Source organism: Ruegeria sp. BI7 (assembly GCF_056537925.1).
The window spans coordinates 836,575-852,703 of record NZ_JBQFSK010000001.1 but is presented as its reverse complement, the minus strand read 5'-3'; the positions used below and the strand labels follow the sequence as shown (position 1 = coordinate 852,703).

Here is a 16,129-nt window from a genome sequence, read left to right as displayed (position 1 = left end):
GCACATTCCTCGGCTAATACTTGCCCTATCTAATCCGCCAAAAATTGTTTTTTACTTGCTAATTGCATAACATTTGTTTTTTTACAGCTATGAACAGCACACCAACCCAGATCATCGACCATCTGCGTCAAGAGATTGAACAGATGCCAGCTGCCCTGCAAGCTGCTGCCAAATACATCATCGACTACCCCGGAGACTTCGGCCTTGATCCGATTCGTACCACAGCCACCCGGATCGGCGTCAGCTCGAATGTTCTGGTTCGATTGGCGCAACGCATGGGTTTCGATGGTTTCGAGGCCTTCCGCACCCCGTTCCGAAATGCTCTGGTTACCGACAGGGAAAGCGATCTGGGACAAGATTGGCTGACAGCCCTTCAATCCGAGGATACTTTTGGCACCTTTCAAGCCAAACTGGTGCAGAACGAACAGAACGTCGTCACACGGTCGCTGCGCCTTATGAAACTCGAAGGAGTGCGCGAGGCCATCCAGTACATGAACACGTCTCACCGGTGTTTCGTGGCGGCCACGCGCGCCAGCTATGCGCTGGCCTATTATTTTTCCTATACAGGGCGCATGGCGCATCCGGGCATTCAACTGGTGCCGCGCCATGTGGGATCCGCAACTGACGACCTATTGGATGCGGACCAACAGGATTGCCTGATCGCCATCACTGTTCATCCCTACTCGGCAGATACAATCCAATCGATGCGAATTGCGAAGCAACAGGGGCTGCGCCTGATCCTGATCTCGGACAGTGACGTGATTGCACCAGGTGTCGAGCCTGATGTTGCCTTCACCGTCAGCACCCGCGCCTTGCACCCGTTTTCCTGTTTCACAGGCGCAATGGCCGTTCTGGAGTGCCTGCTGGGTCATCTTTTCGACGCAGGAGGTGACGCGGCCCGTCAACGGCTGGAAGCCTATCAAAAAGCCCGCGAAGACACCGGCGCATACTGGCAGCCCTCAAAACCCCCAAAACTACGCCGTACGTAAAAAGCCCCGACTTGCGGCCGGGGCTTCTAGGGTTTTCTACCATTCACATACAGGCTTCGACGGCCCGTTTTGTCATGACACCAACAAGATGCGCGCGGTATTCTTTGCTACCATGCAGATCACCGATCATGTTTGCCGGATTGATACGTAGATCCATCAGAGCATCAGCCCTGAACTCTTTGTTCAAAGCTTCCTCCGCTTCGGACCAACGGAAGACACCGTCTTCACTGGCACCGGTCACAGCAACGCGCACCCCATCCGCAAAACGTGCAAGGTAGACCCCAACCAGTGCAAACCGCGACGCAGGCTGCAGGAACTTCTGGTAGCTCGCCGCCTGTGGCACCGGGAACCGGACTGTGGTGATGATCTCACCTTCATCCAGTGCGGTCGAGAACATCCCTTCAAAGAAATCATCCGCCGCAATCTGGCGCGTATTGGTGATAATTGTCGCGCCCGACCCCAAAACGCCCGCCGGATAGCAAGCTGCAGGATCGTTATTGGCAACCGAACCGCCAATGGTGCCGCGATTGCGCACCGCGGGGTCACCAACCTGACCAGCCAACGCCGCCAGTGCAGGATAGCTGCCCGCCGCCTCTGCCGCGACGGTTGCATGTGTTGTCGCTCCCCCAATCGACACCGAGCCGTCGTCGTCAACACATACACCCTTCATCTCGGCTATCCCGCTCAGCGAGACCAGAGCGGAAGGTGCCGCCAGCCGTTGTTTTAGCGTCGGAATCAGTGTTTGCCCGCCTCCTAGGGCTTGGGCATCCTCAACCGCCAGAGCAGCAACCGCATCCGCAATGGTCGAGGGTTTCTCAAACTCGAAATTGTACATTTCGTCTTCCTTTCCGAAAGGCGCGGAACCGCCCTTCATCTGGCTGTAATTTTTTCGGAGAGCGCGAGGGGTGGCCCCTCGCACCCCAAACCACTCAGCTGTTCATCGCCGCCCAAACGCGCGATGGGCTCATTGGCATGTCGATGTGATCCACCGCCTTGCCACCCGAGTTCAGCGCATCCAGCACCGCGTTCACCACTGCGGGCGGCGAACCGATCGCGCCAGCCTCACCACAGCCTTTGACACCCAACGGGTTGTGCGTGCAGGGCGTTTGGCTGGAGTGGTCGACCGCATAGAACGGAACATCATCGGCACGCGGCATGGCGTAATCCATGTAGGAGGCGCTCAGCAGCTGGCCGTTCTCGTCATATGCGCAGTTCTCTAACAGCGCTTGGCCAATGCCCTGACCGATACCACCGTGCACCTGGCCATCCACAATCATCGGGTTGACGATGTTGCCGAAATCGTCCGCGGCAGTGAACTTTTCGATGCTGACCTGTCCAGTTTCCGGGTCGACCTCAACCTCACAGGCATAGGCCCCTGCGGGGAAGGTAAAGTTGGCCGGATCATAGAACGCGGTTTCCTCCAATCCCGGTTCGACCTCCAACGGGTAATTGTGCGGAACATAAGCCGTGAGGGTCACATCTCCCCAAGCAACCGATTTATCGGTTCCTGCGACACTAAACTGACCGTCCTTCAGCTCGATATCGGCCTCGGACGCCTCAAGCAGGTGCGCCGCGATCCGCTTGGCTTTATCGATCACCTTCTCGGTCGCCTTGACCATGGCCGAGCCGCAAACCGCCAACGAACGAGAACCATAAGTGCCCATGCCGAATGGAATCTTGGAGGTATCGCCATGCACGATCTCAACCATCGACTCGTCAATGCCGATCATGTCAGCCACAACCTGCGGAAAGGCGGTTTCATGCCCTTGCCCATGGCTGTGCGCTCCTACCATTACGCTGATCGAGCCGGTGGCGTTCACCCGCACCGTCGCCGCATCATAAAGACCCGCACGAGCGCCAAGCATGCCAACGATGTTCGAAGGCGCGATACCGCAGGCTTCAATATAGCAGTTGATGCCCAAACCTCGCAGCTTGCCCTTCGCCTCACTTTCTGCTCGTCGCGCAGCAAACCCTGCCAGATCAGCTGCGGATTCAAGCTTGTCCATTGTCCCGTTATAGTCCCCGGTGTCATAGGTCAGCGCCACCGGCGTGTCATAAGGGAACTGGGTGACAAAGTTCTGACGGCGCAGGGCAATCGGATCGACGCCCAACTCGCGCGCGGCCTTGTCCACGACACGCTCCAGTTGGAATGTCGCCTCGGGCCGCCCTGCTCCTCGGTACGCATCCACCGGCACCGTATTGGTGAACATCGCCTTCACGTTCACCTGAATAACCGGCGTCTTGTAATTGCCCGCCATCAGCGTGCCGTGCAGCCATGTTGGAACCGAGCTTGAGAACGTCGACAGATAAGCGCCCAGATTGGCAAAGGTGTTGGTGCGCAGACCGACAAAGTTATTATCTGCATCAAGCGCCAGCTCGATGGTGCTGACGTGATCGCGGCCATGGGCGTCCGACATAAAAGCCTCGGACCGGCTGGACGACCATTTGACCGCACGGTTGCAGGCCTTGGCGGCGAAGGTGCAGAACGCCTCTTCAGCATAGTGGAAAATTTTGGTGCCAAAGCCGCCGCCGACATCCGGGGCCACAACGCGCACCTTATGTTCGGGCAAGCCCAGAACAAATGCACACATCAGCAGCCGGATCACATGCGGGTTCTGTGATGTTGTGTACAGCGTATATTCGTCCGTGCTGCGCTTGTATTCGGCTACGGCCACGCGCGGCTCCATCGGGTTCGCCACCAGACGGTTGTTCACAAGATCCAATGTGGTCACATGCGCCGCATTGGCGAAAACCTCATTTACCTTGGCATCATCTGCCTCACCCAACTGCCAGTCATAGCAGATGTTGTTCTTCAGATCGTCATGAACCAGCGTCGCGCCATCCTGCGCGGCGGCTTTCATATCCATGACGGCAGGCAATTCCTCGATGTCGACGTCAATCGCCTCGGCGGCATCACGTGCCTGTTCAAGACTGTCAGCGACAACCGCCGCAATCGGGTCGCCCACATGGCGTACCTTGCCTTGCGCCAGAATGGGATGCGGCGGCTCTTGCATAGGCGCGCCATGCTTGTCGGTGACTTCCCAGCCGCAGGGCATCCCCCCCACACCTTCGAAATCTTTACCGGTGAATACCTTGACCACGCCGGGCATACCCTCGGCGGCCGAGGTGTCGACGCTTTTGATCCGTCCATGCGCGATGTCGGAACGCAGAAAATGTACATAGGCCTGGCCGGCCACGTTAATATCGTCGGTATAATTGCCGTCTCCGGTCAGAAAGCGCACGTCTTCGCGGCGCTTGGAACTGGCTCCGATGCCACTGTCTTTGGGCATTGCTTGTTCTCCTCCCATTAACGGATGCTTATGCACCCTTTGTCATCCCACGGGCGTCTCGCTTACGCCCGCAGCGGCATCATTCGGCAGCGATGCTGCTGACGTCCTGGCCTGACGCGGCCATGATCGCCTTAACGATGTTGTGGTATCCGGTGCAACGGCACAGGTTGCCTTCCAGATACTTGCGGATTTCAGCTTCGGTCGGGCGCGGATTGTCTTTCAGCAACGCCGCCGTACTCATCACCATGCCTGGCGTACAGAAACCGCATTGCAACCCGTGATGATCCTGAAAGGCCTGTTGGATGGTGTTGAGCGAACCATCGTCGTTGGCCTGCCCTTCAATCGTGCCAACATCTGCGCCGTCAGCTTCCAACGCCAGCATGTTGCAGGATTTGACCGCCTCGCCATTCACATGGACCACACACGCGCCGCATTGTGCAGTGTCGCATCCTACATGCGTTCCGGTCAGTGACAGATGATCGCGCAGAAAACTGGACAGCAATGTCCGGCCCTCGACATCACCGCTCACGGGTTTTCCGTTCACGGTCATTGAGACCTGTGTCATTCGCTCCTCCCAAAATGAAACTCCCTGGCCCGAGTTAAACACGGGAATTTTTGTTTGAGAACAAAAATATTTAGCGATTTGCCCAGGAGGTCATTTGGGTAGCCTTCATAAGTATTACGTTGACTCAGAAAGGCAAATTATCGCCGCGATGCCCGCGGTTGCGGCCGCGTCGGAATCTCTTTAAGCAACCCACCCACGCCCATTGAGGCAATGTCTGTTCCGGTCGTGTTGATTCCGCAGGCGACACGGGACAGCACCCAATCGGCCCCGTTCAACGCTGGTGACCGCGCGCATCCCGGCAACCCGATCACCGGTCGCGATCCTAGCGAGCCAAGAAATAGCAGATTGCCCGGATCGACCGGCATGCCGAACCGATCCACTTGCCCACCTGCAGCCCGCACCGCCTGAGGGGCGACATCAGCCACATCCGAGGTGGCCGACCCGGTCAGGATCATCGCTACCTGGCCTTGTATCTCAGAGACAGCTTGCGCAATCGCATCCGTCTGGTGCGGGACGATGCGGACATCGGTCATCTCCATCCCCAGTGCCTCGACCCGGCCCCGGATTGCGGCAATGCCTTTTTCATTCGAAGGCCCGCCAGGAATGTCGGTCACCACCAGCCCGGCTTTTTTGTAAACTGGTGTGGCAAGGCGGATGGCACCCTTTGCCACTTGTGAGGCTTCAAAAACATCCGCTTTTGGAACGGCATAGGATATGACTTTGATCGTCGCGACCATACCTCCTGCGCCCATCTGCTGATGTTGCGGCACGGTGGCAACTGTGATCATTGGGTTGACCTGATTGAACGCCTCAAGCGCTTCGACTTTTAGAACCACAACACCCGGCCCGTCCGCCAACAGGTTCACGCGCCCGGTGAATGGCTGGGTCACCCTGAGCGCGGCAGCTTTCGGATCGGGCGCCAGGGCATCGGCCAGCATCCCAGCGGCCTTGTCCTCATGACAATCTCCGGGCTCCAACCGGGCGACCGTGACGGCCTCATACCCAGCGGCGGCCAGTTGTTCCTGATGCTCGGGTGTCAGAACGATCCCTTTGCGCAGTTTGGCGTCCTGGACCTGCACGGAATGCGCAAGGATGGCTCCGGCAGCTTGATCGACGGGAACGGAGCCGAACTTCACGCTTTGCCTCGCAGCACGGCTGTCATTTGTGCCAAAATGGCCACGGCGATTTCCGAAGGCCCCGCAGCCCCGATATCCAACCCGATGGGGCCATGAATGCGGGCGATCTGTGCGTCGGTAAAGCCAGCCTCTTTCATCCGTGCCACCCGCTTGGCATGAGTTCGGGTCGATCCCAGGGCGCCGATATAGAACACACCCGCCTGCAAAGCTGATTCCAAGGCTGGATCGTCCAGCTTTGGGTCATGGGTCAGCAGCACCACCGCCGTGCGCACGTCCAAGCCCAGCTTGGCCACCGCCTCATCCGGCCAATCGGTCAAAATCTTCTCACCCGGAAATCGTGCGTCCGAAGCAAAGGCGTCGCGAGGATCGATGATAGCCGGGTCATACCCGGCGATCCGCGCCATCGGCACCAACGCCTGCGCGATATGAACTGCACCGACAATGATAAGCCGCAGCGGGGGATTATGGACCGCGACGAATGTTTGGCCATCTTCCTCAAACCCCGAACGGTCCATACGCAACCGGTCTGCATAAGCGTTGCGGCGCAGGGCTCGATGACCGGTTTCGATGTTCACTTCGTATGCCACGGGGTCACGCCCGGCACGCGCCTTAACCAGCTCACGCAGCATAGGTTCGGGCAGCACGCTGCCCACCGGCTCGACCAGAACCCGGATAGTACCACCACAGGCCAGACCCACGGCAAAGGCGTCCTCGTCGCTGACGCCGAATTCCAACAGGCGCGCTTCGCCTTCGTCGATCGCCTCCAGCGCCTCGACCACAACGGCGCCTTCGACGCAACCGCCCGAGACCGAGCCTTCGATCCGTCCATCCGCACCTATGACCAGTTGCGCACCAACACGGCGCGGGGCACTGCCCCAGGTCTCCACCACTGTGGCCAGGGCTGTGGGCTGCCCTTCACTGAACCAGCGCAAGGCCGTTTCCGGGCTGTTGTCGAATCTGTCCATTAACACTCTCCGCCAGCGTTCTGACCCAACATAGGCAGGTTTCGCCATATGAAAAGGAAACCCGGTCATCAACTCTGTGCGTGAGTTCGAAGTTCGGAACCTTCGGCGCAATTTAGCCCGGATACCCGCCATAACCGCAAGGGATTGATTGTCACGGAGCCTGATTCTAGCTTACACGCGCGACTAGTGCATTTTAGTATGCGCATATTTTATTTTCGCAAGGGAGACAGAGACTTGAAACGCATTTTTACACTCGGAACAGCAATTGCCCTGTTGGCGTCAACCGCAGTCAGCGCGGACACATTCCTGCGTTATGGCGAAGTTGAAGGGTGGAAGGTCTTCATCGACCAAGAAAAGAAATCCTGCCTGATCGAGGCCGTAGATAGCGCTGAAAACGTGGTGCAGATGGGGCTGACCGAAGATCGTGGCGTAGGCTATGTGGGCGTATTCACCAAAGCCAAGACCGACATCAAGCGTGGCGAAAAAGAAGCCGTGGCGATTCTGCTGGGCGACAACGTTTATGTCGGCGAAGCCACCGGCATGAAGGGTAACATTACCAAGGGCTATTCTGGCGGCTATGTTCTGTCAGATGATCCCCAATTCGCTGAGGATATCGCAAAACAAAAGGTCATGATCGTGTTCCCGGAAAAGGAATTCGCCTTCACCGTTGATTTGACCGGCACCTACAAGGCCATGGAAATGGCGCGTAAGTGCAACGAAGAACAGCTGGGCTAAGGGTCAGCCGGAAAGCGCGGTCATCAGCCGCGCTTTCTCACCCATATCATCAGGCTTTGAGATTGCGGCGGCTAGGTCTTCCAGTGACGCAATTGAATGACCGGCGCGGAAACTGTCCACATGCGGCAGCATGGCCACCACGCCCTGCGCCTTGGGCATGAACCCATCCCAACGCAACAGCGGATTAAGCCAGATCAGGCGGCGAGACGACAGATGTAGCCGTTCCACCTCTCGACCCAACGCGTCGGGGTCGCCGCGATCCAGCCCGTCTGAGATCAGCAAAACCACCGCCCCCTGCCCCATAACCCTGCGCGACCAATCGCGGTTGAACGCGTGCAGGCATTCTCCGATCCGGGTTCCGCCCTCCCAGTCTTGCGCTTCGGCACCAGCCGCAGCAAGTGCTGCATCCACATCGCGTTGTTGCAAATGACGGGTGATGTTGGTCAGGCGTGTGCCAAAGGTAAAGGCATGCACCTTTGCCCATCCCGCCCCCTTGGTGTTCGAAACAGAGTGCAGGAAGTGCAAGATAAGCCGGCTGTATTGGCTCATCGATCCCGAAATATCACACAGTACCACAAGGTTGGGCCAACGCGGCTTAGGCTTCAGGCGGGCGATATCGCGCAGTTCTCCGCCCTGGCGCATGGCCGCTCGTAAGGTCCGCGCACGGTCAATCCGGTGCCCCAGATGGCTGGCTTGCCCACGGCGAGATTCGATCGGCTTTACGGGCAAAGCCAATCGCGCCAGCATGCGTTTGGCCTGCGCGATCTCGGCAGTACTCATCTGTTCGAAATCCAGGCTGCGCAACAATTCCTCGGTCGACGCGGTTTTTGAGGCGTCGATCTCCAGTTCTGTTTCGCCCTCGTCCTCATCAACGTCTGGCGGGTCACGCTCGACTCCGTCCAACAACGCCTCAGCCGCACGCTTTTCGGCGGCGTCGGCCTTGCGTTCCTCTTGCACGCCGCGGATCGCGGGCAACATCAAGGACATCATATGTTCAAGATACCGCGGGTCGCGCCAATACAGGCGAAAGACCTGCGCAAACACCGTGCGATGTTCGGGGCGGTTCACGAAACAAGCGTGCAAGGTCCAGTAGAAATCCTGTTTCTCTGTAAATCCTGCTGCTTGAACGGCACGTATGGCATCAACCACCCGACCTGTCCCGATGGGCAAACCGGCCTTGCGTAAGGCTCGCGCAAAATGAGTGATGTTTTGCGCCAGCTTTGGATCGTCGGGGATATCAAGCGGCAGTTGTTCGGCCATCAGGCCAATTCCAAATCAGCTTTCGCCTGATCCAAAATCCGCTTAGCCTCGGACCCCTGCAGCTTTTGAATGTCGTCTTGGTATTTCAGGATCGCGCCCAGCGTGTCGCCGATCACTTCGGGGCTTAGGTTGATCACGTCCAGCGCCAGCAAGCATTTGGCCCAGTCTACCGTCTCGGCCACGCCGGGTTTCTTGAACAGATCCTCGGTGCGCAGACGTTGGACAAAAGCAACGACCTCACGGCTGAGCGCCTCGGTCGCTTCGGGGGCTCTGGTGTGAAGGATTTCGATCTCACGGTCGAAATCGGGATAGTCGACCCAGTGATATAAGCAACGCCGTTTCAGCGCGTCATGCACCTCGCGCGTGCGGTTTGAGGTCACGATCACGATCGGTGGCTGGGGCGCTTTAACAGTACCCAGTTCGGGAATGGTGACCTGAAAATCGCTGAGCGCTTCAAGCAAAAAGGCCTCAAAGGGTTCGTCGGTTCGGTCCAGTTCGTCAATCAGCAGGACCGGCGCACCATTTTCGTCCGGGCGCATGGCCTGCAGCAATGGGCGCTCGACAAGGTACTCATCCGAGAACAACTCAGACTGCAAGGTCCCGCGATCTGCCCCGCCCGCCGCCTCGGCCGTGCGGATTGCCACCATCTGTGCCGGGAAATTCCATTCGTACACAGCCGAGGACGCATCCAGCCCCTCATAACACTGCAGTCGGATCAGCCGCCGGTTCAGCCCGGCGGCCAGTGCCTTGGCAATCTCGGTTTTGCCAACTCCGGCTTCGCCCTCCAGAAACAAGGGGCGACCCAGTTTCAGCGAAAGGAACACAACCGTAGCCAACGCCCGCCCGCAGACATAGCCCTGCGCGCCCAGCATTTTTTGAACGGCGTCGATGGAATCCGGCTGTGTCATGTCAATCTTCTCCTTCGCCTCAACTGGTCATGGCTGTGTTCAAGCGTCAAGGCCATAACCTTTCCAGACATACGGTGATCTGAGTCGTTGACAAGGTCTTTTCCGGCGGCGGGCTCTGTGCTAGCCGGTGCGCCATGACCGATAGCATCACGATCCGCCGCCCCGACGACTGGCATCTGCACTTGCGCGACGGCGCAATGCTGCAGGCCGTCTTGCCCGAAACCGCGCGACATTTTGCCCGTGCCATCATCATGCCGAACTTGGTGCCGCCTGTCGTGCGCGGCGATCAGGCCGCCGCTTATCGCGACCGTATCCTGGCTGCCCTGCCCGATGGCATGAGCTTTGAGCCGCTGATGACGCTGTATCTGACCGAAGACACCGATGCCGACGATGTCGCCGCCGCGCATGCCAGCGGGTTGGTCAAAGCGGTCAAACTGTATCCGGCGGGCGCCACGACCAACTCAGCCTCGGGCGTGCAGGATTTCGACAATGTCCGCTCGGTGTTGGAAAAGATGGCCGAGATCGGACTGCCCTTGTGCGTCCATGGCGAGGTCACCGACCCTGAGGTCGACATCTTCGACCGTGAGGCCGTGTTCATCGACCGTATTCTGGATCCGATCCGCAAGGCGACACCCGGACTGCGCGTGGTGATGGAACACATCACCACCAAAGACGGTGTGGACTATGTGAAATCGAACAACGCTGATCTGGGCGCGACCATCACGGCGCACCACCTGATCATCAACCGCAACCACATTCTGGTCGGTGGGATCAAACCGCACTATTACTGCTTGCCTGTCGCCAAGCGAGAGGAACACCGACTGGCGCTGCTGGCCGCTGCAACCTCGGGCGATGCGCGGTATTTCCTGGGCACCGACAGCGCGCCGCATACGGATGCCAATAAGGAAATGGCCTGCGGTTGTGCCGGCTGTTTCACCGCGACAAACACAATGTCGCTGGTGGCCGAGATGTTCGAATCCCAAGGTGCGCTGGACAAGCTGGAAGGCTTCGTCTCGCTCAACGGGCCTGCGTTCTACCGCCTACCGGTGAACGAAGACACCATTACCCTGACCAAAGGCGCCCCCGTGGAATACCCGAACAAAATCGAGACCGAGGACGGCCCCGTGACGGTGTTTGAGCCGGGCTTCGCTTTGCACTGGCGCGTGGTTTAACCCGCCAGCATCCGTGCCAAATCGCGGGCGCGACCGCCGGTGCGCAGCATCGACCAGATCGCGTCCGCCTCTTCGCCACCGATCAGCTTGCCTGCCTTACCGCGCACGCGGTCTTCGCGATCAGACAGGGTCATCGGTGCCATCAGGTCATGCGTTACCTCAAGCTGCGCACCGTCACGGCGCAGCAGGGTCAGATGCGCCTGCGTTTCCGTCAGGGTCTCATCCGCCTCAACCGCGATCCTGTCGCGTAAAGATATCAGTCGCGGGTCAGCACAGACCTTTTCCGAATAGCTCCCCGGCAAGGCCGTATCATGGCCAAGCGCCTGCATGGCGATCACGGTGCGATATGAAAACTTCGCCCCCAGCCCGGTCGTCGGAGACATCTGGTTACAAACGCTCATCCAGCGCGGGTGGGTCTTGATCTTGATCTCGGCCACTTCGGGTTCGGCGATGTCCAGATCACGCGCGGCCTCAAGCGCGGCGTGTAGGCCGTGGCAACAGGCGTGGAACTTATGGCTGACTGTTTCGAACAGCCATTCATCACCCAACCCATCTAAAGCGGTTTGCGCATCCGCCTGGCCGCTATGGGTCGCACCAAACCCATACTGACCTTCCAAAGCGTTCATGTTCGGCGTGAAGCCTTTAGCGATCAGCAACGCTGCCTCGACCCCGGCCGAGGCCGCAAGCCCAGCATTATAGGGTTTGCCCATTGTTCCGAATTGCGTCTTGAGGCCAGCCGCGCGGGTGGCCGTCAACCCAAGCGTTTTTTGCATCTGATCCGCGTCGAAGCCGAGGATACGCCCTGCCGCAACGGCCGCACCGAACGCGCCTGCCGTAGCGGTTTGGTGAAACCCCGCCTGATAGTGATCCCGTCCAAGCCACAGCCCTACACGGATCGAAACCTCCATCCCCACCAGCGCGGCCTCAAGGAAATCGACCAGGATGCGGTCATCCCATTCGCTCAGCGCCAGCGCGGCGGGCAGAATCGCAACAGAAGGGTGACCGATATGGGCAAAGTGCGTGTCATCGTAATCCAATGCATGCGACACGGTGCCATTGACCAATGCCGCCCCACGCAACGGCGCCGACCTACCGCCAAAAAGATGCGCCTGCGCGGCGCCCTCTTCGCCTAACACAAGGTCACGCACCGTCTTAGAGACAGGCTCATCAACCCCAGCCCGACCTACAGCAATCCAGTCTAATACAGACAAAGACGTGACGACTCGCGTTTGCATTGTCGTCTCGACGGGTCCGGCAGCAAACCCTGCAAGTGATGTGGAAAAATCGCTCATGGGCGCAGTCTAGCGTGCGCCGTATGCGGGTAAAGACCTAGCCGTACAAATCCGCAGCACGGGTTTCGAACGCCTGCACGATCCGGTGCATGGCCTCGTTGAACACAACACCGATGATACCTTGCAGGATGGCGTTCTTGAATTCAAAGTCCACATGGAAGGACACGTTGCAGCCCCCCTGAGGCGCGTCTTCGAACTGCCAATCGGATTTCATGTATTTGAACGGGCCGTCCAGATATTCCGTGTCGATCTTCATCTGATCAGGAAACAGCGTCACCCGGCTGCCAAACCTTTCACGGAAAACTTTGAACGAGATGATCAGGTCCGCCTCCATCACCTGCGCCTCGCCCGCGGCATAGGTCCGGCGAATACGGGCCGCGGCACACCAGGGTAGAAATTCGGGATACTTCGCCACGTCCGCGATCAGGTCGTACATCTGCTGCGCCGTATACGGCAGGTGGCGGGTTTCCGAATGAGTAGGCATGGCGTCCAGTATTAACAGGTGACAATGGCGCGTGATTTCGTATGTTGCGCGCCAAAGATCAAGGGGGCAGCGATGAGCGACCGTGCATATGTGATAGATGAGATGATCTCGGCGAAGGCCATCGCCGCCCGGATCGAGGAGTTGTGTCGCGAAATCAGCACTGAATACAAAGACACCGACAAGCTGGTCGTGGTCGGCCTGTTGCGCGGTAGTTTCGTCTTTATTGCCGACCTAGTGCGCGAGCTGGACCTGCCGATCGAGGTGGATTTCCTTGAAGCTTCATCCTATGGCGATTCAATGGAAAGTAGTCGAGAAGTTCGCATTCTTAAGGACTTGCGTGGCGCTATCGAAGGGCGCGACGTTCTGGTCGTCGAGGATATCGTCGATACAGGTCACACGCTGAACCACGTCACCCATTTGCTGCAAAGCCGTAAACCCGCGCGACTGAGATCCATTGCTCTGCTAGACAAACCCAGCCGGCGCGAGGTCGATTTCCGGTCCGACTGGATAGGGTTCGAGATTCCGGATGAATTTGTTGTGGGTTATGGAATCGACTATGCGCAGCGCAACCGAAACCTGCCATTCATTGGCAAGGTGCGCTTTACCGAGGATTGAGTTCACCGAACAAATTCTCAATTCGGAATATTAATGGACATTTGGGTGGACTGCGGATTAACCTCGCAAAATTATGGGAGGTTTTCGCACATGAAATTATTGCCAGCAGGTATTCTTGCCGCCAGCGCCGTAGTCCTGTTTTCAGGGTTTGCCGATGCCAAAGACAACAAAGGCAAGGGTAAAGGGGCGGACAAAGCCAAAATCGAAAAGCCGATTAAGTCCAACAACGGGGTCGCTGTTCCACCGGGACAGATCAAGCGGTACACGCGCGGCCAGAAACTGCCTGACGATTTGGATTTCGACTACCTTGATGATTTGAACGGCTGGAAGCTCAAACCTCTGCCCAAAGGGCAACGTTATATTCGTGTCGATGATGAAATTCTCTCGATCTCGAATGATACGCAAACCGTCATCGAGGCGGTTGGAATTGTCAGCGACCTTGTAAACTGAGCGTTCACCTCAGCAGGGATTGGATTGTCGCCACGAACACTGAGACCCCCACTGGTGTGAGTTCATCCGGGAAATCGTAATCCGGGTTATGTAGTTGCGGGTGCTTCTCACCCGACCCCAGCCAGAACATCGCCGCTTTAGCGTCTTTGCCAAACTGTCCGAAATCTTCCGAGAACTTTTGCGGGTAAGGTGTCACTTCACAGTTCACTCCTGCGCGCGCGCAAGACCCGCTTAGGATATCGACGGCGTCAGGCGCGTTCACACAGGCTTCGAACACATCTTCATAGGTGATCTCATATCCCAACCCTTGATCCGAAGCCGCCTGGGCAACCAGCGCTTCGGCCTCATCGATCAGGCTTTGCATCCGCGCATCAGCGACGGTGCGCAATGTCACCCACAGCTCAGCCCGGCCCGGCGCCACGCCAAAGGTCGGTTCACCAAGATTGACATGCGTCACGGTCGTCAGCGCGAAATCGGCGTCCAGCGAACCGCCACTTCCCAGCCGTGCCATTTGCGGCATCAACGCGGCCAGCGCCCCAGCCGGAGAAACGCCATCCTGCGGCGCCGCCGCATGCGAGGTCTTGCCCGACAGAACAACCTTCATCCCGCGAGACGCGCAGTTCGCTGGTCCTTCGCACAACTGCACATCACCCAATGGTAGCCCCGGCAGATTGTGCAGGGAAAACACATAATCCGGCGCTACCTCGGGAAACTTGGGATCGGTCCGATAGGCAATGGCCCCCTGCCCGGTTTCCTCAGCGGGTTGGAAGATCAAAACCACCCGGCCTAGCTGAGGACGATTCTGGTTCAGATGGTCTGCGACACCCAGAACCATCACCATATGCCCGTCATGCCCACACAGATGTCCTTTGCCTGGAATGCGCGAGGCATAGGCTGCGCCGGACAGCTCTTGAATGGGCAAACCATCAAGCTCGCATCGAATGGCAACTGTCAGCCCGGCCTGCCCGCTGTCGAACACACCCGCCACGCCGTGCCCACCGATTCCCGTCAAAACCTGATCTGCGCCACGGGCACGCAATTCGTCCGCGATCCGAGCGGCCGTCAACTCTTCTTGGCCCGAAAGTTCCGGGGATTGGTGCAGTTCGTGACGCAGGCGGTTAAGCTGCGCGCGTGTGTCAGGTGTCACCCTTGCTCCAACTTCTTCTGACGTGCATCGCGCAGGCGGGCAAAATCGTCGCCCGCGTGGTAGGACGACCGGGTCAGAGGCGTTGCCGACACCATCAGGAAGCCTTTGCCAAAGGCCGCTTTCTCATAAGATGCGAACTCTTCAGGCGTGACAAAGCGGTCGACGCCATGGTGTTTCGGCGTGGGCTGCAGGTATTGGCCGATGGTCAGAAAATCGATGTCAGCGGCGCGCATGTCATCCATGACTTGCCGGACCTGCTGTTCGTCTTCCCCCAGACCGACCATGATGCCCGATTTAGTGAAAATCGAAGGGTCCATTTCTTTGACCCGCTGCAACAGGCGCAGCGAATGGAAATAGCGCGCACCGGGGCGCACTTCGGGATACAGCCCCGGGACGGTTTCAAGGTTGTGGTTGAACACGTCCGGCTTGGCTTCGACTACAACTTCCAGAACCGAGGGGTCACACTTCAGAAAATCTGGCGTAAGAATCTCGATCGTTGTCTTGGGCGAACGGTGCCGTACGGCGCGAATGGTCTGCGCGAAATGCTCCGCCCCACCGTCGGCCAGGTCATCGCGGTCCACAGACGTTATGACCACATGGTTCAGCCCCAGTTTCTGCACGGCGTGTGCCACGCGTCCGGGCTCAAACGCGTCCAGATCATCTGGGCGGCCGGTGGCAATGTTGCAGAATGTACAGCCGCGGGTACAGATCTCGCCCATGATCATCATGGTGGCGTGGCCCTGGCTCCAGCATTCGCCCACATTCGGACACCCGGCCTCTTCGCAGACCGTAACCAGATTGTTCTCTCGCATGATTTTGTGAGTTTCAGCATAGCCCTTACCACCGGGTGCCTTTACGCGAATCCACTTCGGCTTTTTCGGTTGCGCATTGTCCTGACGATGCGCCTTTTCGGGATGACGTTGTTCGGGGATCTTCAGATCACGCACGGTTTGCTTTCCTGACTTTGGGTCATTTTGCTTCGACATAATATAAACTGCAGCGGTTAGCTACGCCACCCATGCATAGCTGCCATAACAGCGCACTATGCAATTGCAGAAGAGCACCCAGAAAATCCCGACAAAGTTTCATTGAAAACAGCACGCTTTGAGGACTTCACAAGA

General features: G+C 58.1%; 16 protein-coding genes. 5 read left to right on the top strand and 11 right to left on the bottom strand.

Annotation, left to right across the window (positions count from 1 at the left end; all coding sequences use genetic code 11):
- Window positions 1-89: 89 nt before the first annotated feature.
- Complete coding sequence (locus tag ACR0JB_RS04215) at window positions 90-989, top strand: MurR/RpiR family transcriptional regulator (RefSeq protein WP_480789702.1); 900 nt, start codon at window positions 90-92, stop codon at window positions 987-989.
- Between the two features lie 43 nt (window positions 990-1,032).
- Here ACR0JB_RS04215 and ACR0JB_RS04210 read toward each other — a convergent pair whose 3' ends face one another.
- The 5 genes from ACR0JB_RS04210 to ACR0JB_RS04190 form a co-directional block, all read right to left on the bottom strand.
- The gene (locus ACR0JB_RS04210) at window positions 1,033-1,824 is read right to left on the bottom strand and encodes an FAD binding domain-containing protein (protein ID WP_170577530.1); all 792 of its coding nucleotides are present in this window, start codon (window positions 1,822-1,824) and stop codon (window positions 1,033-1,035) included.
- Between the two features lie 94 nt (window positions 1,825-1,918).
- On the bottom strand, window positions 1,919-4,279 hold the full coding sequence (locus ACR0JB_RS04205; protein WP_170577528.1) for a xanthine dehydrogenase family protein molybdopterin-binding subunit: 2,361 nt from the start codon (window positions 4,277-4,279) through the stop codon (window positions 1,919-1,921).
- A gap of 79 nt (window positions 4,280-4,358) precedes the next feature.
- Window positions 4,359-4,844 (bottom strand): (2Fe-2S)-binding protein, encoded by a 486-nt coding sequence (locus ACR0JB_RS04200; protein WP_170348544.1) that lies wholly within the window; start codon window positions 4,842-4,844, stop codon window positions 4,359-4,361.
- 137 nt (window positions 4,845-4,981) lie between these two features.
- Window positions 4,982-5,980: a molybdopterin-binding protein gene (locus tag ACR0JB_RS04195; RefSeq protein WP_480789701.1), complete on the bottom strand. Its 999-nt coding sequence runs from the start codon at window positions 5,978-5,980 to the stop codon at window positions 4,982-4,984.
- Entirely contained in the window at window positions 5,977-6,945 is a 969-nt protein-coding gene (locus ACR0JB_RS04190) for an XdhC family protein (protein WP_170393856.1), read from the bottom strand. The genes ACR0JB_RS04195 and ACR0JB_RS04190 overlap by 4 nt, the downstream gene beginning before the upstream one ends.
- Window positions 6,946-7,179: 234 nt before the next feature.
- Here ACR0JB_RS04190 and ACR0JB_RS04185 point away from each other — a divergent pair, with 234 nt between their 5' ends.
- A complete protein-coding gene (locus ACR0JB_RS04185; protein ID WP_170375108.1) occupies window positions 7,180-7,680 on the top strand; it encodes a hypothetical protein in 501 nt (166 codons plus the stop codon).
- Window positions 7,681-7,683: 3 nt separating this feature from the next.
- On the opposite strand, the gene ACR0JB_RS04180 is transcribed toward ACR0JB_RS04185, so the two are convergent.
- Together ACR0JB_RS04180 and ACR0JB_RS04175 are read right to left on the bottom strand one after the other, a co-directional pair.
- On the bottom strand, window positions 7,684-8,940 hold the full coding sequence (locus ACR0JB_RS04180) for a vWA domain-containing protein (RefSeq protein WP_170393854.1): 1,257 nt from the start codon (window positions 8,938-8,940) through the stop codon (window positions 7,684-7,686).
- Window positions 8,940-9,848, bottom strand: a complete 909-nt coding sequence (locus ACR0JB_RS04175; protein WP_170393852.1) for an AAA family ATPase — start codon at window positions 9,846-9,848, stop codon at window positions 8,940-8,942. Before ACR0JB_RS04175 ends, ACR0JB_RS04180 begins: the two co-directional genes overlap by 1 nt.
- A gap of 134 nt (window positions 9,849-9,982) precedes the next feature.
- Between ACR0JB_RS04175 and pyrC the strand changes: the two genes are divergently transcribed.
- A complete protein-coding gene (pyrC, locus tag ACR0JB_RS04170) occupies window positions 9,983-11,020 on the top strand; it encodes a dihydroorotase (protein WP_170348538.1) in 1,038 nt (345 codons plus the stop codon).
- Here pyrC and ACR0JB_RS04165 read toward each other — a convergent pair.
- Window positions 11,017-12,312 carry an MmgE/PrpD family protein gene (locus ACR0JB_RS04165; protein WP_170505119.1) on the bottom strand — a complete coding sequence of 432 codons (1,296 nt, stop codon included), beginning with the start codon at window positions 12,310-12,312 and terminating at the stop codon, window positions 11,017-11,019. The two genes, pyrC and ACR0JB_RS04165, sit on opposite strands and share 4 nt — an antisense overlap.
- Before the next feature lie 37 nt (window positions 12,313-12,349).
- On the bottom strand, window positions 12,350-12,796 hold the full coding sequence (locus ACR0JB_RS04160; protein WP_170393848.1) for a type II toxin-antitoxin system RatA family toxin: 447 nt from the start codon (window positions 12,794-12,796) through the stop codon (window positions 12,350-12,352).
- A gap of 72 nt (window positions 12,797-12,868) precedes the next feature.
- On the opposite strand from ACR0JB_RS04160, the gene hpt reads away from it, so the two are divergent.
- Window positions 12,869-13,411 (top strand): hypoxanthine phosphoribosyltransferase, encoded by a 543-nt coding sequence (gene hpt, locus ACR0JB_RS04155; RefSeq protein ID WP_170348535.1) that lies wholly within the window; start codon window positions 12,869-12,871, stop codon window positions 13,409-13,411.
- 33 nt (window positions 13,412-13,444) lie between these two features.
- A complete protein-coding gene (locus ACR0JB_RS04150; protein WP_170393846.1) occupies window positions 13,445-13,861 on the top strand; it encodes a hypothetical protein in 417 nt (138 codons plus the stop codon).
- Between the two features lie 4 nt (window positions 13,862-13,865).
- Here the strand turns inward: ACR0JB_RS04150 and ACR0JB_RS04145 are convergent, their stop codons facing one another.
- Together ACR0JB_RS04145 and lipA are read right to left on the bottom strand one after the other, a co-directional pair.
- Window positions 13,866-15,008 (bottom strand): amidohydrolase, encoded by a 1,143-nt coding sequence (locus ACR0JB_RS04145; protein WP_170393844.1) that lies wholly within the window; start codon window positions 15,006-15,008, stop codon window positions 13,866-13,868.
- On the bottom strand, window positions 15,005-15,955 hold the full coding sequence (gene lipA / locus ACR0JB_RS04140) for a lipoyl synthase (protein ID WP_170348533.1): 951 nt from the start codon (window positions 15,953-15,955) through the stop codon (window positions 15,005-15,007). Before lipA ends, ACR0JB_RS04145 begins: the two co-directional genes overlap by 4 nt.
- Between the last annotated feature and the right edge of the window lie 174 nt (window positions 15,956-16,129).